General features: G+C 70.4%; 13 protein-coding genes and 1 pseudogene. 5 read left to right on the forward strand and 9 right to left on the reverse strand.

The genetic code is table 11. The features are described from left to right. Positions 1-51 precede the first annotated feature (51 nt). The 4 genes and pseudogenes from TsocGM_RS04175 to TsocGM_RS04190 all read left to right on the forward strand — a co-directional run bounded on the left by TsocGM_RS04175 (position 52) and on the right by TsocGM_RS04190 (position 3,951). Positions 52-345 (forward strand): redoxin domain-containing protein, encoded by a 294-nt coding sequence (locus TsocGM_RS04175; protein ID WP_126724052.1) that lies wholly within the window; start codon positions 52-54, stop codon positions 343-345. 12 nt (positions 346-357) lie between these two features. After that, positions 358-912 (forward strand): annotated as a pseudogene (locus TsocGM_RS04180) (redoxin domain-containing protein); the annotation flags it as partial. 53 nt (positions 913-965) lie between these two features. Beyond that, entirely contained in the window at positions 966-2,216 is a 1,251-nt protein-coding gene (locus TsocGM_RS04185; RefSeq protein WP_233578277.1) for a hypothetical protein, read from the forward strand. Positions 2,217-2,604: 388 nt separating this feature from the next. Beyond that, positions 2,605-3,951 (forward strand): Gfo/Idh/MocA family protein, encoded by a 1,347-nt coding sequence (locus TsocGM_RS04190; protein WP_126724054.1) that lies wholly within the window; start codon positions 2,605-2,607, stop codon positions 3,949-3,951. Positions 3,952-4,044: 93 nt separating this feature from the next. Here TsocGM_RS04190 and TsocGM_RS04195 read toward each other — a convergent pair whose 3' ends face one another. From TsocGM_RS04195 to TsocGM_RS04225, 7 genes are all read right to left on the reverse strand, one after another. Next, the gene (locus tag TsocGM_RS04195) at positions 4,045-5,040 is read right to left on the reverse strand and encodes a methyltransferase domain-containing protein (protein WP_126724055.1); all 996 of its coding nucleotides are present in this window, start codon (positions 5,038-5,040) and stop codon (positions 4,045-4,047) included. Positions 5,041-5,066: 26 nt separating this feature from the next. After that, positions 5,067-6,011 (reverse strand): FkbM family methyltransferase, encoded by a 945-nt coding sequence (locus TsocGM_RS04200; protein WP_126724056.1) that lies wholly within the window; start codon positions 6,009-6,011, stop codon positions 5,067-5,069. Further along, positions 5,992-7,257, reverse strand: coding sequence for a glycosyltransferase family 4 protein (locus TsocGM_RS04205; RefSeq protein ID WP_126724057.1), 1,266 nt, complete (start codon positions 7,255-7,257; stop codon positions 5,992-5,994). Before TsocGM_RS04205 ends, TsocGM_RS04200 begins: the two co-directional genes overlap by 20 nt. Then, complete coding sequence (locus TsocGM_RS04210; RefSeq protein ID WP_158633372.1) at positions 7,254-7,661, reverse strand: hypothetical protein; 408 nt, start codon at positions 7,659-7,661, stop codon at positions 7,254-7,256. Before TsocGM_RS04210 ends, TsocGM_RS04205 begins: the two co-directional genes overlap by 4 nt. Before the next feature lie 90 nt (positions 7,662-7,751). Continuing rightward, positions 7,752-9,026 (reverse strand): glycosyltransferase family 4 protein, encoded by a 1,275-nt coding sequence (locus tag TsocGM_RS04215; protein WP_126724059.1) that lies wholly within the window; start codon positions 9,024-9,026, stop codon positions 7,752-7,754. Next, positions 9,023-10,147, reverse strand: a complete 1,125-nt coding sequence (locus TsocGM_RS04220) for a glycosyltransferase family 4 protein (RefSeq protein ID WP_126724060.1) — start codon at positions 10,145-10,147, stop codon at positions 9,023-9,025. The genes TsocGM_RS04215 and TsocGM_RS04220 overlap by 4 nt, the downstream gene beginning before the upstream one ends. A 100-nt stretch (positions 10,148-10,247) precedes the next feature. After that, the gene (locus TsocGM_RS04225) at positions 10,248-10,922 is read right to left on the reverse strand and encodes an adenylate kinase family protein (protein WP_126724061.1); all 675 of its coding nucleotides are present in this window, start codon (positions 10,920-10,922) and stop codon (positions 10,248-10,250) included. Positions 10,923-11,081: 159 nt separating this feature from the next. Between TsocGM_RS04225 and TsocGM_RS04230 the strand changes: the two genes are divergently transcribed. Then, positions 11,082-11,741: a histidine phosphatase family protein gene (locus tag TsocGM_RS04230; RefSeq protein ID WP_126724062.1), complete on the forward strand. Its 660-nt coding sequence runs from the start codon at positions 11,082-11,084 to the stop codon at positions 11,739-11,741. A gap of 95 nt (positions 11,742-11,836) precedes the next feature. Here TsocGM_RS04230 and TsocGM_RS04235 read toward each other — a convergent pair whose 3' ends face one another. Together TsocGM_RS04235 and TsocGM_RS04240 are read right to left on the reverse strand one after the other, a co-directional pair. Beyond that, positions 11,837-13,045, reverse strand: a complete 1,209-nt coding sequence (locus tag TsocGM_RS04235) for a M28 family metallopeptidase (RefSeq protein WP_158633373.1) — start codon at positions 13,043-13,045, stop codon at positions 11,837-11,839. A 276-nt stretch (positions 13,046-13,321) separates the two neighbouring features. Continuing rightward, entirely contained in the window at positions 13,322-21,373 is an 8,052-nt protein-coding gene (locus TsocGM_RS04240) for a tetratricopeptide repeat protein (RefSeq protein WP_148114864.1), read from the reverse strand. Between the last annotated feature and the right edge of the window lie 367 nt (positions 21,374-21,740).

The raw sequence follows: 21,740 nt of genomic DNA on the forward strand, positions 1-21,740 counted from the left end.
GCACGGGTCGCATGGCCCCCCTTCGCGGCACCACGATCAGGAGCGTTTCGCATGATGGATCGGATCGGGCCCGCCGGGCTGGCGGGATTCCTGGCCATCGCCTGGGCGGGAGCCTGCTCGGAAGGGCAAGTCGGGGGCTCGCCCTCCGCGCCGGCCGTCCCGGCTCCGGCCGCCGAGCCCAACGCGCAGGACACCCTCGAGGACGAGGACACCGGCCTGCCGGTCGGGGCCCTCGCCCCGAGCTTCTCGCTCAAGGATCAGGAGGGCAAGCAGCGCTCGCTCGACGAATTCCTGATCGAGGGGAAGACCGTCGCCCTGGTCTTCTTCCGATCGGCCGACTGGTGACCGTTCTGCCAGCGGCAGCTGGTCCAGCTGCAACGCGACCTGGAGGCGATCGAAACCGCCGGCATCCAGGTCATTGGCATCAGTTATGATGACGTGGAGATCCTGAAGGGATTCGCCGAGCGATCGGGGATCACCTTCCCGCTGCTCTCCGACCCGGAGAGCGTCTCGATCGTGGCCGACAACGTCCTCAACGAGCAAGCCCAGGGACGGCTCAAGGGCATCCCTCGCCCCGGCACCTTCCTCCTGGACTCCGACGGCGTGATCCGCACCAAGCTCTTCCTCGAAAGCAACAAGTCGACGATACTTCAACTATGGATCAATAATCCCGAGGGCTGGGCGGTCGCCTCGCCGCTGCTGGAGGCGCCGCCGGGCGAGGGCGTGGAGTCGACGGAAGTCCGGCACCTGGACTTCGAGGTCAAGGTACCCGCCTCCTCCTCCGGGACGACGACGATTCCGGCCGATGCCCTTTACAACGTCTGCGAGCAGCGCCAGGGGGCATGCCTCTTCCTCCGGAAGGACATCCCGATCATCATCGAGGTCGAGGGCCGGGAGGAACCGGGCCGCTGATCGACTCCGGGGAGCGGTGCCGCGCCCGGAGTCGAAAATCTCGGAGCATCGGCATGAATCGATCGCGGACGATCTCCCGGCGCGACTGGCTGGGGGCCGTGGCCGCGGCCCCCTGGCTCGCGAGCAAGGCGGGCGGGGCCAGGACGGACCGGGGGACGAAGTCGGTGGCGGCGGTGGTGACGGTCTACCGCCCGAACAGCCATGCCGACGTGCTGGTGTCCCGCATCCTCAACGGCTGGCGGAACGACGGCGGCCCGGGGCCGGACCTGAGGCTGGCCTCGCTCTACATCGACCAGCCCGAGGCCAGCGATCTCGGCAAGGCGCTGGCCGATCAGCACGGCGTGCCGGTGGTCGAGACGATCGAGGAGGCGATCACCCTCGGCTCGGGAGGCGTGGCGGTCGACGGCGTGCTCTGCATCGGCGAGCACGGCGACTACCCGCACAACGCCAAGGGGCAGCACCTGTACCCGAGGCGGCGGTTCTTCGAGGCAGTGGCGCGCGCCTTCCAGGAGTCCGGGAGCGTGGTGCCCGTCTTCAACGACAAGCACCTCGGCCCGGTCTGGGAGGATGCGCTCTGGATGTACGAAACCAGCCGAGAGCTGGGCATCCCCTTCATGGCCGGCTCGTCGCTGCCGGTGACGTACCGCAAGCCGGAGCTGATTCTCCCAATCGGCGCCGAGCTGGACGCAGCGGTGGCGATCGGCTACGGTCCACTCGAAGCCTATGGCTTCCACGCGATCGAGGCGCTCCAGGCGATCGTCGAGCGCCGACGGGGGGGCGAGGTCGGCGTCCGTCGCGTCTCCTGCCTGGCCGGCGAGGCGATGTGGCGGGCGGTCGATGACGGTTCGATCCCGGCCGATCTGCTCAACGCCGCCATCCGGGCCACGCCGAAGCGATCGGGCCTCGACTGGCGAGCAATCTCCGGGCCTGACGTTGCGCTCTTCCGCATCGATTACGCGGATGGATTCTCGGCAACTGTGCTCATGCTCCAGGGATTCGCGACGGGAATGGGTGTCGCCGTCTCGCCCGCCGGCGGCGAACCGAGGGCGGCGGAGTTCGAGCTACGCGACGATCCGCATTTCCCGCACTTCGCGTTCCTGCTGCACGCGATCGAGCGGATGATCCACTCGGGACGGCCAAGCTACCCGGTCGAGCGGACGTTGCTGACCTCCGGGATCCTGGACCGGGCCCTCTCCTCCGCCTCGGAGGGAGGCCGGGCGATCGAGACCCCCGAACTGGCGATTCGCTACACGCCCGCCGATTACCCGCACGCTCCGGAGCCGCCGATCCCGATGGAAACCTAAGCGAACTCACATTCGCAAACGTTCCCAGCGGACAGGGAGCCCCGCCTCCGGCCCCGGAGCTCGGAGCGCTGTCGGACGGCCGCCGAAGTCGCGGCCGGCGTCGAGGGAACCCAGGCGAGCCCGATCCGCTCGGGCTCGAGGACGGGGAGCTGGCGGGAGCCGGAGGAACCAACCTCGGTGGAGTGAACGAGGCGGCCGGCAAGGATGCGCTTCCCCGAGCCGACGGGTCCGACTCGGACGACCTGGTCGAGCCTCAGGGGCGTCAAAATCACCCCGGTTCTCCCCCCGAGTCGGCCCGGCTCGACGCTTGACGGGCCGGCCAAGGGCGGTTCTGATGATGCCAACGGCCCCTCCTATCCTGACTCGAATCCGAGCGGAGTCCTGCACGATGCGTTCGATCCAGCGCCGCGACTTCCTCCAGGCGTCGGCCGCCAGCCTGGCCACCCTGGGGGCCTCGACCGCCGCCCGAGCCGCCGCCGAACCCCGCCCGTCCGCCGGCCCGAAGGTGAAAAGCCCCAACGACTCGCTGAACGTGGCGGTCGTGGGCGTCAACGGCCGGGGCAAGGACCACGTGCGCGGCTTCCTCGGCCTGAAGGAGCAGGGGGTCCGCCTGGCGGCGATCTGCGACGTGGACGAGGACGTGGTCGGCGGCGTGATGCGGGCCATCGAGTCATCGGAGGGCTCGGCGCCGCAGTATGTCAAGGACGTGCGCCGGCTGCTCGACGACCCCGGCATCGACGTCATCTCCGTGGCCACCCCCAACCACTGGCACAGCCTGATGGGCATCTGGGCCTGCCAGGCGGGCAAGGATGCCTACATCGAGAAGCCGGTCAGCCACAACGTCTGGGAGGGCCGCAAGCTCGTCGAGGCCGCCCGCAAGTACGACCGGATCGTCCAGTGCGGAACCCAGTGCCGCAGCCACAAGGGCATCCAGGACGCGATGGAGTTCCTCCGCTCCGGGAAGCTCGGCACGATCTACATGGCCAAGGGCCTCTGCTACAAGCCGCGCGGGTCGATCGGCCACGGCTCGTTCCAGCCGGTGCCGAAGAACCTGGACTACGACCTCTGGACCGGCCCCGCCCAGTTCCACAAGCCCGGGGACCCCACCGTCTACAACCCGAACATCCTGCACTACAACTGGCACTGGGTCTGGAACACCGGCAACGGCGACCTGGGCAACCAGGGCATCCACCAGATGGACCTGGCCCGCTGGGGGATCGGCAAGGACCACTTCCCCAACACCGTGCAGTCGGCCGGCGGCCGCTACGGCTACGACGACGACGGCGAGACGGCCAACACCCAGACCGTCAACTTCGAGTACGACGACGTCCTGCTCCAGTTCGAGGTCCGCGGCCTACCCACCAACGACGAGATGGGCGTCAAGATCGGCGACATCTTCTACGGTACCGAGGGCATCCTCACCATCACCAGCTACACCAACTGGCAAACCTATTTCGGCCACAAGATGGAGCCCGGCCCCAGCGGCTCCGGCGGCGGCGACCACTACGCCAACTTCATCGAGGCCGTCCGCACCCGAGACCGCTCGATCCTCAACGCCGAGATCGAGCAAGGCCACCTCTCCAGCGCCTTCTGCCACCTGGGCAACATCGCCCTGCGGCTGGGCCGCAAGCTGCACATCGACCCGGCCACCGAGTCGTTCGTTGACGACGAGGAGGCGAACGTGATGCTCCGGCGCGACTACCGAGAGCCCTACGTCGTGCCCGAGACCGTCTGACCCGGTCGCTCGAACCAACCATCGATCCGGCCGGCTCCGCCCTCCCGTCCCGGGCGGGGCCGGCTCATCCGGGATCGGCTCCGGAACGGGCGATCAGGCCGCCCGCACAACCCGGCGCAGCACCGCCTTCAGTCCAGGGTGGCGGTCGGAGAGCCGTTGCAGCCGGCGGGCGATGCCGATCGCCTTCGGCCCAACCCCATCGAGTTCCCGAAGCCGGGCTCGGGCCTCGTCCAGCTCGGCCGAGGTCGCGTGCAGAGCGGCCAGGGCTCGCTCAACCTGGGACTCAACCACCCGCAGGGACTGCTGCGAGGCGTGCCACTGCTGCTCGGCGTGCTCGAGCCGGGCTCGAAGCTCCCAGATCAGTGCGCGAGCCTCCTCGTTGGCCCGAGACAGCGCGAAGACGCGGGCATCCGGGCCGGCGACTCCGGTCGGCTCCGCCTCGGGGAACGGCCCGAACGAGGCGACGAAACGACCGACCAGCTCGGGATGCAGCCAACCCTCCCGGGCCTCGAAGTCTCCCTCCCAGAAGAGCCAGGAGACGAGCGCCTCGGGAGGCAGCGAGGCGCCGACCTCGGGCGGCAGGCTCAGGCCCGGATCACCGTGCAGGCTGTGCAGCTTCGGGTGGAAGGTGATGGTCGATCCCTCGACCTCGACCACCCAGAAGTGGTGCGACAGCCCGACCGGAACCCCGGCCTCGCGCCCTCGGGTCAGCTCAAACGCCATCGACGGCGTCTCGATGTAGCCGGCTCGGGCCACGCGACGCATCTCGGAACACACCCAGATCGGATCGCGCAAATCTTCGAGCGTGTGAGAGCAGGTGCAGAAGTCGAAGTACCCATCGGGGAAGGGCCAGGGCTCTCGGTCGCAGAGGTCTCGGCAGATCCAGGTGGCTTCCGAGAAGCGCTCAAGGGTACCCCCCTGGGGTCCGAGGCCGAGACGGTCGCCGTAGCGGGAACCTCTCGTCTCGTAAGGGAACTTGTCGATCACATAATCGGCCCGGTTGAAGCAGCGGGCCCAGCCCCCCACGTCGAGCACTCGGGCTTCCGGGGCGATCCGGCGGAGGACCTCGGGGACGTTGGCATCGAACATGGGCCGAACCTCGACTCGATCTCGTGTCAGCCGGCGCGACGGCTCGACAGGAACCGGGCGACTCGGAGAGCGCCGCGCCCCAGCCGGGACCGACCGGCCTCGGCCCTCCGGAGGCGATCGAGTTCCTCTCGGAGCGCTCGCTCCCGGGCCTCGGCTCGGGCCAGCAGCTCCCGGGCCTCCCAGGCGACGAAGCGGGCATGCTCCAGGCCGTCCCGGGTGCCGAGCAATTCGTGTTCGAGGGCGCGGCGGGCCTCGGCGACCTCGAAGGGGATGAATCGATCCGAGGTCCATCGCGGCGCGGCCAGGCGGGGGAGCAGCGCGGCGTCCTCCTCGCGGAGGTAGTAGCGGTTCACGCCGTCGAAGGCGGCGAACCGATAATTCGAGGCCAGGAGGACCGGCTCCCAGGCTTCGGGGATCACGGTCGCCTCAACAACGACGGCTCGGGGACGCCAGCGTTTCCAGTCTCCCCCCCGGATGACGGCGGCCTCGTGGCCCTCGGCGTCGATCTTGAGGAAGTCGATCGTGCGATCGCCGACATAACGCTCGCAGAGATGAGCAAGCGTAACTACAGTTACCGGGCGCTCGACGCAGGAATAGCCGTCGGCGCGGAGGCCGATGGCGAAGTCGACGTTCAGCGTCGCCATCCCCAGGGATTCGATCGGCTCAACGAGGGTCATCGTGCCCTCCCGATCGGAGACGGCGATCGGGAGGTTCACGTCCCGGACTCGCTCCGCCGCGAGGCGATCAAAGACCTGGGCGACGGGCTCGACATTCACGCCGCTCCAGCCTCGGTCATAAAAATGCCGGGTGACGGAGTGCAGGGTGGGGTGGTTGGCGCCGATGTCGACGTAGAAGCCGTCTACCACCCCGGGGAAGAGGCGGTGCAGCAGGATGTCCTCGCCGTACTGGGCGTAGGAGATCCAGAACGGCCCCTCGGACTGGATCGAGGGATCAGCAGGCGTTTCGGGCATCGTCTCGCCTCCAGTCCCAGGCGTTGCGTCGGGCCCAGGCGGCCGAGAGGGCCTGCCACTTGCGATCCGCCAAGGGGGCCCAGTCGAAGCAGGATCGCAGGCGAGGGCGGTCGGCCCGGGCGGAGGCGACGGCGGATCGCCAGTCGGCCAGCAGTCGGTCGGCGACGGCGAAGGTCCCCTCCGGGTCGTCGAGCGGGCAGAAGTGGGCGCCGGGGCAGTCGGAGAACAGGCTCGCCGTCGTCTCCAACCGGCCGAGCAGCACCGGGGTTCCGCTGGCGAGCGCCTCGAGGATCGGCAAGCCGAACGCCTCGACATCGGAGAGCAGAACGAGCGCCCGGCTGGAGGCATAGGCGGCCCGCAATTCGGATTCGCTCACATATCCGCGCAACTCAACGGCATGCCGGATCGCCTCGGGGATCAGACCGGCCGAGGCGTCGCTCCGGTTGCCGATGACGACGAGCCGGTACTCGGGCCGGCGTTCGAGGATCCGGGAGAATAGGTCGATCACCCGATCGAACCGCTTGCGAATCTCGGCTAGATCGCCCACGAACAGCAGCCGAGGGGGGCGGTCGGCCGGGCCGGCGGCGAAGGCGTCGAAGTCGCAGCCCAGGGGGAGCGTGACGCAGTTCAGGCGGCCGGGGGCAAGGCGCCGGAGGGCGGCGCGCTCGGCCTCGGAGTCGGCCAGCACGACATCGGCCCGGTCGAGCACTCGGCGGTGGACGGCGGCGACATTGCCCTCCTGCTCGGGAGACATGGGGACGGTCCAGAGCGGCTGATCGTGCGGGGTGTAGCAGAGTGCGGTGCGATCGTCGAGGTGGTCGAGCACCGCCCGGCCGGTGGCGGCGTTGGCAAAGCCGACGAGCTCGACCGCATCCCATCGATCATTCGAGAGAATCTCAGGCAATTGTACATTCAGGGGCTCGATACAATCCGGCTCGAACCGATGGGGGCCGACGAGCATCGGGAAGCCGAGCGGCGCCGCGAAATCGTGCACGCGGCGGAGCGACCTCGGGTCGCGGTCGTCGATCGCGAAGGTGAAGGCGATCCGGTCCCGGAGACGAGTCGACAGCTCGATGATGGCCCGGCCGATGCCGGAGTACATCTGGTTCGTGGTGGGGATGGCGACGAGCACGCGCATCCGGTCGGTGCGTCGCCGGAGGGCCGGCCTCCCGGTCGCGATCGAGTCGCGATGGGGAGCGGGCGGGAAGCGTCGTCGCCAGAAGGGTGGGGCGTGGGCGCTGCTCATGGCCGAACCGCCGTCGCCCGGGAGGGGGATCGCTCGCCGACGTGGGGAGAGGGCAGCCCGTCGGCCCGTCCCGGTCGTCGAACCGGCGACGGCTCGGCGGGAGCCGGGGCCGAGGTCGGGGTCGTGGTCGGGGAGGAGGCGAGCCGGTCCTCGATGGCGGCCAGGCGACGGGCCATCGCGACATAGTCCCAGCCGAAGGCATCCGAGGTGGCCACGCGCCGGGAGAGGGCGTCGACCTGGGCGGAGAGCTGGTCGATCTGGTCCTGGAGGTCTCGGTAGATCGCCTCCTGGCGGAAGAACATCGGGCGGAGGATGCGGCGGAGCAGGCGGCGGGCGAGCCCGAACACGCGCCTGGGGCCCTTCGCGTCGTCGACGCCGGCGTTGTAGAAGGCGAAGTCGCGCATGGGAGGGGAGGGAGCCTCTCGGGAGGATGAAGTGAGCAGGACTCCGGAATCCGGAAACCGGAATCCGGGGGACACGAGCCCCAGGACTCGTCAGGCGGCCTCGGCGACGAGGGATTCGGCCAGGCCCTCGGCGAGGAGGGCGAGGCGGACGACCTCGGAGGCCGCTCCGGGGGGGGAGGCTCGGGGGGAGTCGGCGGCGTCTCGCAGGAGCGCTTCAAGGCGGGGGGCGATGACGTCGATGTGGAAGTCTCGCCAGGTCGAGGCATGGGCTCGGTCGGCGATGGGGCGGGGGTCGATGCGCCACTCGAGCAGGTCGAGAAAAGCGCGGGCGAGGTCCTCCGCCGTGGGCTTCACCTTCAGGCAGTGGACGCCGTGCACGAGCCACTCGGCCAGGCCGCAGCTCTGGGAGATGATCGGCAGGCAGCCGCCGTGCGCGGCGGCCTCGATGGGGCCAATGCCGAACGGCTCTCGCTCCCAGGTGGGGAAGGCGAACGCCTCGTAGTCTCGGTAGCGCTCGATCAGCGAGGCGTGGTCGAGCGGGCCGAGGAAGCGGACGCGGTCCTCGACCTCGTGCTGTTGCAGGAGGGCGGGGTAGTGATTCTCGTCCACGTCGGCCTCGGCCCCAAAAAAATCAATCTCGACCGACCATCGGGAGCGCTTGACGATGCCGGCGGCCTCGATAAGCAGATCGATTCCCTTGTAGGGGGTCAACCGGCCGGCCGAGACGACCCGGAGCGGGCCGTTCCGGATCCGTCGGCGAGGCACCGGGCGGGGACGGCCATCGACCCAGTAGGGAAGAAGCTCGACCCGGCCGTTGAGCGGGACGCCGAGCCCCTCAATCTCCTCGACGAGCCGGGAGCTAACGGCGATGAACGTGCCGCGAGCCTCCGCGCCGAACCGCTCGGCCAGCGCGGGCACGACGCGCCCCCAGACGGAGCAGCAGTACGAGGGGACCGAGTCGCCGAGCTGCCAGGCCCAGGGCACTCCCAGGTGGTTCAGGGCGGCGATCAGGCCGAGGCCCCCGAGCCCGGTCAGGTTGTGCACATACGCCACGTCGGGCCGGAAGTCGGCGACGGTCTCAGCCAGGGCGGCGACGTTGGGGGCGTGAACGAGCCGGGAGCGGACGTCCATCAGGCGCTGGACGACCGCCGGCCGACGGGCCATGGCATGACGGTTCCAGATATCGGCGATCGTGAATCGGCGGAGGACGTGATCCTCGGGGGGCACGAACCCCCGGGCCGAGGCGGTGAGAACGAGGACCTCATGGCCCAGGCGCCGGAGGGCGTCGACGGCCTGGGCGCAGGCAAGCTCGTAGCCGCCGACGACTTCGGGAGGGTAGAAATTGCTCAGGACGAGGATCTTCATGACGCGAGGGACCTCCGCCCCGGGGCCGATTCGAGCAGTTCGTCGTAGAGGGCGGCGAGCTTCGCGCCAGCGACCTTCAGATCGAAGGCGCGGAGCACCTGGCGGCGGGCCTCTCGGCCAACGCGTTCAACCGTCTCGGGCTCGGATGCCAGGCGGCGGAGCAGGGCGGTCAGCTCGTCCAGCGAGTCGAAGAGATAGCCGCTGCGGGCGGGGGCGATGAACTCCGGCATGGCGGCCACCCGGGAGGCGATGGGGACCGTCTCGCAGCTCATGGCCTCCAGCAGGGTCAGGCCCATCAGCTCCGGAGCGCGGTAGCGTCGGCCGTAACAGTCGACGTAAACCGAGGGCAGGACGTTGCACCAGGCCCGAGCGTAGAGGTCTCGGACGGCGTCGTCGTCGGCGTCGGTGACGAAGGTGACGTCCTTGCCGGCGGCCAGGCGACGGAGCAGGGCGAAGTAGTCGGGGTCATACGGCCGGCCGCAGACGGTCAGCGGCAGCTCGGGGGGGAGGGCCCGGATCAGGCGATCAATCCCTTTGTGCGCAAGCAATCGTCCGACATAAAGGACCCGGTCCCTTGTCGGCCGAGGCTCGGGGGGGGCGAAGCGATCGGCGTCGACGCCTCCTCGAATGACGACGATCGGCGTGGGGGTGCGGAACAGGGAGGCGCCGAAGTCGGAGTAGGCGACGATGCGGTCGGCCAGCTCCAGGCTGCCGAGCGAGGCGCCGAGCCAACTGGAATGGCCGCCGTGGTCGGAGGCGCAGACCGGCTTGCGCTGTTGTCGGGCCGCGAGCAGGCCGAACTCGCCGGACCGGCTGAAGGCCATGTGGACGTGGACGAGGTCCGCGTCGGCGATGGCCTCGGGAAGGTCCCAGGAGACGGCGTCGAGCGGGTCCTTCGGGCGAGCTCCCACCGGGAGGACGCGGAGGGAGACGCCGGGCCGTAACGGCTTCCGCGCCGGGGAGACGCCGTAGGAGATCAGCTCGACCCGGTAGCGGCCTCCGGTGGCCTCGACCAGCCCCGCGGCCATGTTGGTCGCGTAGCGCTCTCCCCCTCCAAGGCAGGAGGCCTCGTCGAAATACAACGGGGTGAGGAAAGCGACCGTCCGTGTCGCATCGGCCATCGCGTCCGTTCCCTCGGCGCGGCGGGGCGGGTCGGTTCGGGTGGCGCTCCCCCGAGCCGGGGCCGGTCATACCGCCATCGGCGGCGGCGGTCAAGGCGGATCACTTGGCCGAAGCGGGCTGGGGCTGGGAGTTGGGCTCGGGGATGAAGCCGGGGGGTTCGGAGATGTGCCGGCGGTCCGTCTCCAGCTCGCAGAGGCGCTGGACGATGTCGGAGTGCACCTTCAGCGGGGTCTGCGAGGCGTCGATCTCGTAGATCAGCGCCGGGTCGTAGAACCGGAGGGTCTGGATCGTCTCCTCGTTGTAGACCTGGAGCCGGCGGCGGACGACCTCCTCGTTGATGTCGTCGAGGCGGTTCTCGCGGAGGGCCCGGGCGGCGAGGCGGTCCTTGGCGGCCTCGATGTCGGTGATCTTCAGGTGGAAGATCTGCAGGACGTCGAGCACCGAGTCGAGCATCTCGGCCTGTGCGAAGTTGCGCGGCAGGCCGTCGAGCACCAGGGTGGTGCTGCCCGGGGCGATCTCCTCCTGAAGGGTCAAAATCTGGACGTGACGCTTCCAGATGCGGATCGTCAGCTCATCGGGCACGAGCAGGCCGCGGGAGGTGTACGAGACGACCTCTCGGCCAAGCTCGCCGTGTTTGGGCAGCCGCCGGAACAGGTCGCCGCTGGAAATGTGCACCACACCCGGCAAGTGGCCGAGGACGACACCCTGCGTCCCCTTGCCGCTCCCCGGCATGCCGAAGAGGAGGATCGTGCGAAACTTGGGGGAGACGACCATAAGAGCAACCTCGCTCGGGGGAGCAGGGTGGGGACCGGCGAACGGCAAGGGTGGGCTCGAACGCGGCTTCCGAGCTATGATCGGAAGCGGCCCGAATCCGGCCACCCCCGCCGTATCCCGACCCCATCCTACCCCAAGCGCCCCGAGATCCCAACCATCATGACGATCGACCGCCCCGCCGACACCCGACCGACCCGGGTCCTGCTGCTGCGCCACGCCCAGACCTCGGCCCCCGACCGCTTCCATGGCGCCGAGTCGGACGTGGGGCTTGGGCCCGAGGGCTGGCTTCAGGCCCAGGAGGCCGCCGAGGCTCTGGCCGGGCTGCGGCCGGGGGCGGTGTACTGCTCGGCCATGCGCCGGGCCAGGGAGACCGCCGGACCGATCGCGGCCGCCTGCGGCCTGGACCCGATCGTGGTCCCCGAGCTGCATGAACGGCGCATGGGCCCGCTTTCGGGCTCGCCGATCGCCGAGGTCCGAGCCGAGGTCGACCGCTTCATCGACCGCTGGGGCACCGGCGACCACGACGCCGCCCACGAAGGGGGGGAGTCGTACCGAGCGATACGGGATCGGGTCGTCCCGCCGTTTGTCTCCCTGGCCGAGAGGCACCCGGGAGAGACCGTCATCGCAGTGCTGCACGGGGTGGTCATTCGCGTGCTCATCTCAGCACTGATCGACGGCTTCTCGCCCGCCGACTACCGGAGGATCGCCATCCGCCACGTCGCCGTGAACGACCTCCGGTTCGACGGCGAGACCTGGAGGGCCGAGGCGCTCGACCTCGAGCCGACCGCGCTGCTCGGCTCGGCGAGCGGCCTCCCGTAAGGAACGACCGCGGCCGGGGAGACGGGCGAGCGGGAGTGACCGCCCCCCTTACGGCGAGGAGGCCGTGTCGAGGTCGCCCCAGGTCAGGTCGGCGATCAGCGGGAGGGCCCCGGGGACCGTCCGCCGGATTCGGCGATCGAGGCGCCCTCGGCGACCGGCCGGTATCGGTCGGCCCAGGCCAGGATCAGGCGGATCGCGAGGAGGCCGGCCCGGCCCATCGCCTCGCGGTCGACCAGCTCGGGCAGGTCTCGGGAGGAGTGCATCGCGGAGGAGTGGCCGACGACGTCCCCCAGCAAGGTCAGGGCCGGCAGGCCGGCGGCGGCGAAGGGCTCGTGGTCCATGCCGGCCCCAAGGATGCGAAACCGCTCGGTCGGAACGGCGATCGAGTCGGCCACCCGCTCGGCCATCGCCACGGCCGACGCCTCGCCAGCCAGCCGAACGCGGTCGCCGGCCCCCACGCTGTCCAGGTTGATGAGTAGCGAGGGCCGCTCGCGAAGCCACCACTCGTGCCGCTGGAGGAACGCCCGAGCGCCATCCAACCCGACCTCCTCGGCCCCCGAGGCGACGAAGGCGACGTCGACCCCCTCCTCCCCGAGCGGCGGGAGTACCCGAGCCAGCTCCAGCAGCACGGCCAGACCCGAGGCGTTATCCAGCGCCCCCGGGCTGCGGTTGCCCGAGGCGTTGACCATCAGCGCGGCCAGTGCCAACAGGACCATCCCCCCCGCGGCCGCCATCGGCGAGGGGCCGATCAGATCGGGGGCAATCGCCTCGACCGCCGCCATCGTCGCCAGCGCGAGACCTCCCGAAGTGGCCGAGAGCACCATCGCCACGCGGACCCCTGTGGGCAGTCGCTGCGACTTCGAGTCGTAATGCGCCACCAGCACCACCCGAGAGGGCGCCGGCTCCTCGTGCTCGATCGGCCAGGAAACCAGGTTCTCGGACCAGACCCGGGATCGCCAGCGATTGGCCAGCGACCGGGTGACCATCCAGGGGGCGTTGACGAGCCAGGACGCCGCGAGGAACGGGGCCGGAGCGAGCCCCGGTCGGATCCTGGCCATCACCATCACCAGTCCGACGACCACCAGCGCCGCCGCTCCCAGGACGGCGAGCAGGCTGCCGTACCTCCTCGCCTCGACGCCGACCGGGAACCGCTCCCGAACCGCCGGCCTCCCCGCCCTCGCGAGGGCTCGCTCGACCAGCCGAGCGGCCAGGCGCTCTCCCGGAGAGCCGACCGCCCTCGGGAAAGCCAGCCGACGAGAGAGCCGGAGGGCCCGATCGGGGTCGAACTCGGGGGCGGTCGTCATGTGGATCTGGTTCGGTTCGAGAAGAGAGCGCCCGGCGATTCGGAGGGACGCTGGCCCTCGAGATCGATCGCTGATAGGCGATGGGAACCGCATCGGAACCCGGCCCGGCCTCGGGCCGCCAGGAGCAGACACCCGAGAATCGGCCTCAGCCGTCCGCGATCCAAGGCCCGCGTCCACCCCGATCGAACTATGCCACGCCTCCTCGCCCCGGGCAAACGACCCGCCCCGGGTCGGCAAGGCCAGGCCCGGGGCGAAAGGAGGAACCGAACCGTCGGATCAGTACGCCTTGTCGACCTGCACTCCCTTGCCGGTGTCCTGATAGCGCTGCTGGAGGCGCTCGATCTGGCGAAGCTGATTGGCGCTGTTCTGCAAGCGGAGGTTCTCCTCCAGGGACGGCTCGGCCGTCGAGGCGGGGCTCTCGGCGGGCGCCGAGGGCGGCTCAGGAGCGCCGACGGGGGAAGTGCCTCGATAGAAGGCGTACTGGTCCCCCTCGCGGCGGGCGACGGCGGTGACCTGGCCGCGAACCCCCTCGGCCACGAAGACGCCTCGGAGATCCGTCTCGCCGCTGAAGAACCGCTCGTTGCCCGAGCCGATCACGCGGACCTGCACGTCGGGCACCAGCTCTCCGGTCTCGGCCAGGCGGACGGTCACTCGGACCCGGCCGGCCTCCGGCTCCTCCAGCACGTCCAGCTCCAGCGGGCTGACCAGCGCGATCCCCGAAGCGTAGCGGTCGTCGCCTCGGATCATCACCAGGTAGGCCCCCTCCGACTCGAGCGGCAGCGGGATCGGCGTCTCCTTCGCGTCGAAATCGGCGCCGTCACCGAGCGGAACGGTCGTCTCCACCAGCGGCGTGATGCCGGCCAGGTCGATGCCCGCGATGTCGTCGAGGTTGCGCCGGGTGAGATAGAGCCGCATCAGGTCGACCGGGTAGACGGTGACGGCGGCCTCCTTGATGTTGCGCGATTCGAGCGGGACGGTCGGGCCCTCGGGCTCCTCCTCGTCCTCGGGGGCCCCGGCGACGAGCAGGGCGCGGACGGCGCCGTCTCCCCGGCCGGCGGCGGCGAGGCCGGCGACGTCGGAGGGGCGGATCAGGGTGATCTCGGGCAGCTCAAGCTCCTCTCGGGTGAGCTGGCGGATGGCGCCGGCGGCGTCGGTGAAGCGGTCGGCGACCTGCTCGTAATAGGAGACGGCCTTCGCCGCGTCCCGTCGGGCGTGGTAAATCTGGCCGAGGATGTACAGGGCCTGCCACTTGTTCGGGCTGGGGACCTCGGCGCCGGAGTCGTCTCGGTAGGTCGCGTTCGCGATCGTCTCGGCCACGGCGATCGCCCGGTCATACTGGCCGAGGCGGAAGCGGCCGAGGGCCTCGGAGTAGCGGAAGCTGTCCAGGTACTCGCTCGACCCGTACAGGCCGGCGAAGCGCTCGGCCAGCGAGACGACGGTTTCGTGATCCTTCAGATCCAGATACGTGTTGACCAGCGCCAGGCTCGCCTCGTCGGCGATGGGGTTGGCCGGCGACTGGGCGAGGAACGCCTGGACCAGCCGGATCGACTGGAGCAGCAGTTGCGGAGGGGCGAGGTCGGCCTCCAGCAGGGCCGAGCGGAGGGCCGGATCGCTGCCGGCGTCCACCGCGAGGCGGGCGAGCACCTGGGAGAGGCCAAAGAAGTCGCTCTCGATCGAGGCGGTGTTCGGATACGCCCGCCAGAGGTCGAGCAGGTAGGCGACCGCCTCCAGCGGTTTGCCCCGCTGGCGAAGGGCCTCGCCGACCCGGGCGTCCTCCAGGTAGCTGGCCTCGGCGGTGGCCCGCCAGACGAGGAAGGCCCGCTCATCTTCGCCGATGTCGCGGTAGGCGCCGCCGACGGCGAGGATCTCGTCGAACGGGATCACCACGTCGGGGGCCTTCTCGCGGAGGATCTCGAAGAACTGGACGATCGGCCTGGGGTTCCCCAGCGCGATGTGAGCCGAGAGGAGCATCCGGGCGGCGTCTCGGGCGACGTCGTCCCGCAGGGTGTAGCCGGACCAGAGCGCGCCGAGCGCCTCGGCCGCCTCGGCGAAGCGGTCTTGCCCGAAGAGGGCCTGGCCCCGGGCATACAGCTCGTCCGGGGTGGGACGATAGGAGTCGGTCGGGGCTTTGCCCGGCTCGAGCACCGTCAGGTCTCCCGGCTGGCCGAGGTGGTAGCGGCCCGGCTCGTAGGCGCTGCGGAGCGTCGGAGGCAGGGCGCGATAGGAGCCGGGGAGGAAGCCGAAGACCTCATAGGACGACGTGCCGGGATATTGATCCGGCGCGAAGTAGAAGGTGAGCACGCCGTCCGTCACCTCGAAGTGCGAGGCTCCGGTCTGCACCGAGCCCTCCACGAGCGTCGCGCCGGCGGGAAGAGGCTCCTCCAGGACGAGGAAGTCGCGCTCCCACCCCGGCTCGCCGGAGCGGGTCACTCGAGCGGCCGACACCTCGACCCGGGCCCGGCCGCCGAGAGCGACCTGCGTCACCTCGTTGCGGAAGGTCTGCGGGTTTACCGCCACGGAGAATCCCGAAGGGAGCGTCCGGCCCTCGAACTCGGGCTCGGCGGCGAGGAACACGCGGCGGTCGATGAAGGACGAGCGGTCTCGGCGGTCCTGGTCGGGGCCGAACTCCCGGGTGAAGCCGGCCAGCGCGACGGAGTAGCCGAAGGTGCCCCGCCCCTCGATGTCGAACCGGACTCGGTTGCGGCCGCTCGGGTCGATCGCCTTGCGGGGAACTCGGACGGAAACCCCCTCGGCCCGGCCGGAGACGTCGGCGCGATGGACTTCCTGGTCATTCACCGAGACGACCAGCCGGTAGTCGTCTCCCGAGGCCTCGGCCTCGCCGTAGTAGCGGCCGAGGGCCGCCACGGCCGGGCCCTTCGCCTTGTGCGGATCCCAGCCCAGGCCGATCCGGTGGGCCATCAGCCAGGCAACGGCCTGCCCCAGCTCATCGGCGTCGGGCCGGCCCCGGGAGTAGGCGAGGGCGGCCAGGGCCGTGACCTCGGCCGTCCCCCGGAAGAAGGGATGGCGGGAGTCGGCCTCCCAGGAACGGAGGATCTCGCCCCCCGGCTCGGCGGGAGCGGCCTTCGACCGGGGACCGAGCACGCCGATGACCTCGGAGGCGAGGCTCGACCGATCAAGGTTCGCAAACGTGAGCGCCAGAAAGGCGAGGCCCGGGTTGGTGAGCTCCTGTCGGTCTCGGTTCAGCCGGTTCGCCTGCTCGAAGCTGGCGCGGCCTCGGGTGCTGAGGGCGAACAGGAGGGCGGCGCGGGTGTCCCGATCGGAGGCATCGACCCGGGCGAACTCCTGCTCGATCCACGAGGCGGCCCGGTCGGCCACGCCGGGATCGCTGAGCAGGCCAAGCGGCTCGGCCGAGGAGAGCGCCCACAACGCATAGCCCGACGTCAATCGATCGCTCGCCCCTCTTGCCTCGGGACGGCCGGGCACCCACGGCCAACCGCCATCCTCGTTTTGCAGCGCGACCAGCTCGGCCGCCAGGCCCCGGATACGGTCGGTCAGCCGCTCCGCCTCCGGCGCCTCGGCGCCTCCGATCCGGCGGAGGTAGGCCAGGGCCGAGGTCGCCGCGACCAGGTCGGAAGCGCGGTCGGCCACCGTCTCGGGGGTCGGGAAGCAGATGCGGAAGACCGCGTCGTCGGCCGCCGGGCGGCCAAGCCAGAACTGCTGGCCAAGGGCCAGCTCGATGAGCAGACGGCGGGTGGAGGAGGAGAGCGTGATCAGCATCTCCGGCGCCTCGTACCGCCGTCCCGCCGGCAGCTCGACGAACACGGTGGCGTCATCGTCGCTCGACCCGGAGGCCGAAGCGATCGCCCGGACTCCCCAGGGACGCACCGGGACGGTGGCCCGGATCTCGTCGCCCCGGTCGCCGGCCCGAGCGGTCAGGGTCAGCTCGACCTCGGCGGCGTCGGGAACCTCGAACGGGTCGAACAGGACCTCGGTCACGCCGTCGCCGTCGACCTCGATCGTCTTCGGGTCAACCTGCTCGCGCCCGGACGCATAGGAGGACAGTCGGACGTCGATCCGTCCCTTCACGCCCGAGTGATGCACCCGGGCGAGGAAGCGGGGTTTGTCCCCCTCGGTCAGGATGCTCGGCGTGCGCAGCTCGACGAAGAAGTCCTGCGTCACCAGCAGATCGGCGGTCGTCTCGCCGGCCAGGGTATCGGCCGCGGTGACGCCCCGGGCGGTGAAGCGGTAGCGCGAGAGGGCCGTCGGGGCGGTGATCGTCACCCGGGCGGTGCCGTCCTCGCCGGTGACGATGGACGGATTCCAGTAGGCGGTTTCGGTGAATTGCTCCCGGGTCATCGGCGCTCGGCCGGCTCCGGCATCCATGCCGAAGCGGAAGCCCAGGGTGGTTCCGGCGGCCAGGGGCCGGCCATTCGGGCTGTCGAAGAAGGCCTCCGACTTGGCGGCCTCCTCCAGACGGAGGCCGCCCGCCCGCTGATCGGCCCGAAACACGCTCGCCCCCCGTTGTCTCCGGGAGGCCCGACCGAGCATCTCGCCCATCCGCGGCTCGAACCCGGGCATCGGGGCCGCCTCAGGGGCTGGGAGGGCCTGCCGTTGCTCCATCATCTGCCCCTGCCCTCCGGCGTAACCTCCCATGCCTCCCATGGCCCCCATGCCGGACACGCCATCCGTGATCCCGGCGTAATCGAAGGCCTCGGCCGCCCGGTCTCGGGCGGCGTCGAGTTCCCGTTCGGCCAGGGCCTCGAGCTCCAGACGCTGCTTCTCCTCGAGCAGGGCGTCGGCGATCGCCTCGGTTCCTGGATCATATCGGAAGGTGTTGGTCGCCTCGGTGGCGAAGGCGCCGGTGCGGGTCTGGTCGTGGAAGAAGGGGCCGATGGGGGGCAACGGGTCGTCGAAGAGGCGGAGCAACGCGCGGTCGACCAGGGCCAGCGCCACCTCCGCCCGGACCGGCCGGCCGAGCTGGTCGGTGGCGGTGATGACAACCTCCAGCTCCTCGCCAGGGCCGACGGACTCCCGGGAGGGCTCGACCGTCACGCGAAGGTCCCGAGCCAGGGTGATGTCCGCCTCGGCCCGGTGGAACTCGGTGCCGGCCATCCGGGCGGCGGCGAGCGTGACGTTCGGGAACTGGGCGTCGACGGCTTCCCAACGGATCGGGTTGTTCCCCTCGTCGAGGGAGACGACCTTGTAGTCGAGGATGCGGTCGGCCTCCCACGTCAGCAGGGCCGGGCCGCTCCCCGAGCGGTTGAACAGGTTCACCTCGGCCGTCTCGCCGACCTTGAAGGCCAGGGAATCGGCCAGGATGCGCAGCTTCTCCTCGTCTCCGGAACCGGAGATCGTCAGGATGCGATCGGCGAGAATCGGATTGCCGAAGCGATCGGTTCCCGAGGCTCGGAGGACGTAGGTGCCCCCCTCGTCGTCGTCGATCGAGAGGGCCAGCGCCGCCTCTCCGGTCTCTTCGCTGGTGGTCAGGGTCTTCGTCTCGACCGGGCGTTCGGCCACGGTTCCCTGCTGGGTGACCCGCTTGAGGATGGCCACCTCCAGCTCCTGGCCGGTCGGCTCGCCGAGGGCGTCGATGGTGCGGGCGGTGAGGTGGAAGGGCTCGCCGTCGAGGTACACGTCGCGAGGGGTCGACAGGTCGATCCGGAACGCTCGCACGGCCAGCGTGGCGGCCGAGACGGCGGCCACGCCCTCTTGCGGAAGCTGGGCGACGACCCGGAGCGGCTGCTCCTCGCCGAAGCCAGTCGTCTCGAACGAGAACTCATATGCGCCGGCCTCGTCCGTCTCTCCGGTCAGGGTGCGGCCATCGGGCAGGCTGACCATGATCGTGCGGCCCGACACCGGCGCCCCGTACTGATATCGGGCGACGGCCTTCCCCTCGACCGTCTCGCCCCGGAAGTAGACCGAGCGGGGGAACTCGATCGCCAGGTCGACCTTCTGAAGCTGGTACGCCTGCACCTCGAACGACCCGGAGAAGCTGCTCTTGCCCGGCTGGTAGAGGCGGATCTGGTACGTGCCCACCGGGGCCGAGGAGTCGACGGGCACCGTCTCGTGGAAGGTGCCGAACTCGGAGAGCGTTACCGACTTCTCCAGGATCCGACGGCCCCGGCTGTCGACGATCTCCAGGCGGTAGGTTTCCCCGGGGGCGTGGTGGTACTGGCCGTCGACCACTTCCCGGACGACGCCGCGCAGGGCGACCTCCTGGCCGGGGCGATAGGCGGGGCGGTCGGTCGAAAGGTACGCCCTCGGGCTGAGCCCCTGCGCCACCGTCTGCGGCACACCGAGCCCGGTGCCGGCGACGTGGGGGCCGTCAACGATCAGGTACGACAGGCCCAGCCCCGGCTCGACCGGCTTCGGCCAGCTCGCCAGCAAGACGCCGTCGGCTCCCGTCCGCTCCTCCAGGAGAATCTCTCCCCCCTGGGCAACGAGCACCCGGGCGCCGGCTCGGCCGGAGCCGTCGGTCATGTCCTGCGCGAAGACGAGGAGCTGGTCGCGAGAGGTCTTGACGATCGCATCCAGATCGCTGCCAACGACGAGCGTCGTGGCCTGGAGCTTCTCCTCGTCGCTGACCCTGACGACGTGGACTCCGGGCACGCTCACCTTGTCAAGCGCGTACTTGTGCTCCATCGGCACATACTTCGTATACTCCGGCACCTCCACGGTCCATTCGGCATCCGGGGCCACGAGGCCGATGTCGAGCGACTCGACGCGATCGAGGCTCTCCTTCTTGCGGAAGTACGCCTCCGCGTTCAGGGCGTAGGCGCGGAAGGTGAGCGTCGAGATGTTGCGGGTGGTGATCTCCAGCGTGGGCACCTCTCCCGACCGGAAGGCGCGGGGGGTCACGACGGTCAGCTCGGTCGACTCCATGACGGCGATCCGAAGCCGGGCCTGCGACTGCCACGGCTCGACCGACACCCGCTTGTAGCGCTCGATCGCCTGCTCGGGCTGGTTGCGCTTTGTCTCCAGGACCTCTCCGATGCGGAACTGCGCATGGCCGGCCGGCTCGGTGCCGGGGAACTTGCCGACGAGGGTTTCCCAGGAGGCGATGGCCTCGTCAAACCGCTCCTGGGTCGCGAAGCTCTGGCCGATCCGGAAGAGCAGCTCCGGCACCCGAGCATCGAGCGGGTTGGCGGAGACAAACTGCCGCCAGGAGGCCCGGGCCTCGTCGAAGCGCTCCTTGCGGAACTGCTCGTCGGCGATCATCAACTGCGTGTTCAGGATCTCGCGCTGGGCGTCGGCCGACTCGGGGCCGTCGGGGTACTGGGCGAGGTAGCCCTTGAAGGCGTCGATCGCCTCGGCGAAGCGCCCCTGGTCGCGGAGCAGCTCACCCACCTCGAAGGCGATCCGCATGCGGGCCTCGGCAAACGCCTCCTCGGCCTCGTCCCCCTCGGGGCGGAAGCGGTCCTCGCCGAGGAAGGCGCGGTAGACGTCCAGCGCCCGCTGCGTCTGCTGGCGATCCCGGGCCGCCTCGGCGATCCAGAGAACGGCCTGAGGGGTGAGCCGGTGCGACGGGTAGTCGTCGAGGAAGCGATTCAGGGCCGCGATTCCCAGCTCGACCTCCTCGTCGGAGGCCTGGGGAGATGGCAAGCCGTGGCTCCGGGCGACGAGGATCAGGGCCTCGGGCCGGATCGCGTCGGCCTCGTCGCCGCCGGCCTTCTCGAGATCTCGGGCCAGGTCGGTCGCCGTCAAGCGAGCGGGCAGGGGCTGGCCAGAGTCGAGCTGGGCCTCGGCCAGGTGGAGCCGGGCCTGGAGGCGATCGTCGCCGTCGGGGTACTCGTCGAGGTACGACTGGAACTCCGACACCGCTCGGCCCGGGTTGCCGGCCTCCTGGCTGGCCCGGCCCATCCGAACGAGGATGCGGGCGCGGAGGCGGTCTCCCTTGGCCAGCGACCTCGCCTGCTCGAGCAGCGCGTGCGCTGCCTCGGGGTCGGGCTGAGCGGTGGGGCCCTCGGGCTCGAGCAGGTCGTCGGCGAAGGCGATGTAGACGCCGGCCAGCTCGTCCTTGCGTCCGGGGTCGAGCAACACCTCCACCTGCGCCCGGGCCAGCGCCTCGGCCTGCTCGGGGCGGTTAGCAGCAAGTTCCGTGGCGGCCAGCTCGGCGCGGAGCTTGGCGGACCATCGGCCGTCGGGGTCGGCCTCCAGGGCGTCCTGGAGCGCCTGCCGGGCGGCGTCGGGCCGGCCGTCCAGCCGGAGGGCGATCCCCCGGATCAGCGCGGCGTATGAGCGTCGGGCCGCGTCGGCTTCCTCGGCCGCCCCCCAGGAGGCGATCTCCTCGGCCGCTTCGGCGTACCTCCCTTCCTGCAATCGGGCGACGATCCCGCCGGGCAGCTCCGGCGCGATCGGCTCGACCACGCGAGAGGCCTCGGGCACCCGAGTCGAGGCCGACGCCGGATCGGCGTCGCGTCCCTCCTGTTGTGTTGCGAAGACGGCGACGGCCCCCGAGAGCCCCAGCGCCATCCCCAGGGCGACGACCGTTCGGACCCGAACTCGACCTCGACCTCGACCTCGACCGTGGCCGTTCCTCATGGCGGACGCTCCGTGACCGACGAATTCCGGGGAGAGGGGATCGATCCATCTCGCGGGGCCGATTGGCCCGGCGACGCCCGGGGCGCGGCCGTCAGTGTACCACGACCCTTTCTATCAGAACGTCCCGGGGCCCGAGCTTCTTAGGAGGGAGACGCCCCCGGGCTCCGGCGCGTTCTGGCGATTCTCGAATCCG

The organism is Tautonia sociabilis (assembly GCF_003977685.1).
Taxonomy (GTDB): Bacteria; Planctomycetota; Planctomycetia; order Isosphaerales; family Isosphaeraceae; genus Tautonia; species Tautonia sociabilis.

Coding starts and splice junctions, on each gene's coding strand:
- TsocGM_RS04235 (WP_158633373.1), bottom strand. CDS start 13,045: ATGACGACCGCCCCCGAGTTCGACCCCGATCGGGCCCTCCGGCTCTCT.
- TsocGM_RS04230 (WP_126724062.1), top strand. CDS start 11,082: ATGACGATCGACCGCCCCGCCGACACCCGACCGACCCGGGTCCTGCTG.
- TsocGM_RS04175 (WP_126724052.1), top strand. CDS start 52: ATGATGGATCGGATCGGGCCCGCCGGGCTGGCGGGATTCCTGGCCATC.
- TsocGM_RS04220 (WP_126724060.1), bottom strand. CDS start 10,147: ATGGCCGATGCGACACGGACGGTCGCTTTCCTCACCCCGTTGTATTTC.
- TsocGM_RS04205 (WP_126724057.1), bottom strand. CDS start 7,257: ATGAGCAGCGCCCACGCCCCACCCTTCTGGCGACGACGCTTCCCGCCC.
- TsocGM_RS04225 (WP_126724061.1), bottom strand. CDS start 10,922: ATGGTCGTCTCCCCCAAGTTTCGCACGATCCTCCTCTTCGGCATGCCG.
- TsocGM_RS04200 (WP_126724056.1), bottom strand. CDS start 6,011: ATGCCCGAAACGCCTGCTGATCCCTCGATCCAGTCCGAGGGGCCGTTC.
- TsocGM_RS04185 (WP_233578277.1), top strand. CDS start 966: ATGAATCGATCGCGGACGATCTCCCGGCGCGACTGGCTGGGGGCCGTG.
- TsocGM_RS04215 (WP_126724059.1), bottom strand. CDS start 9,026: ATGAAGATCCTCGTCCTGAGCAATTTCTACCCTCCCGAAGTCGTCGGC.
- TsocGM_RS04190 (WP_126724054.1), top strand. CDS start 2,605: ATGCGTTCGATCCAGCGCCGCGACTTCCTCCAGGCGTCGGCCGCCAGC.
- TsocGM_RS04195 (WP_126724055.1), bottom strand. CDS start 5,040: ATGTTCGATGCCAACGTCCCCGAGGTCCTCCGCCGGATCGCCCCGGAA.
- TsocGM_RS04210 (WP_158633372.1), bottom strand. CDS start 7,661: ATGCGCGACTTCGCCTTCTACAACGCCGGCGTCGACGACGCGAAGGGC.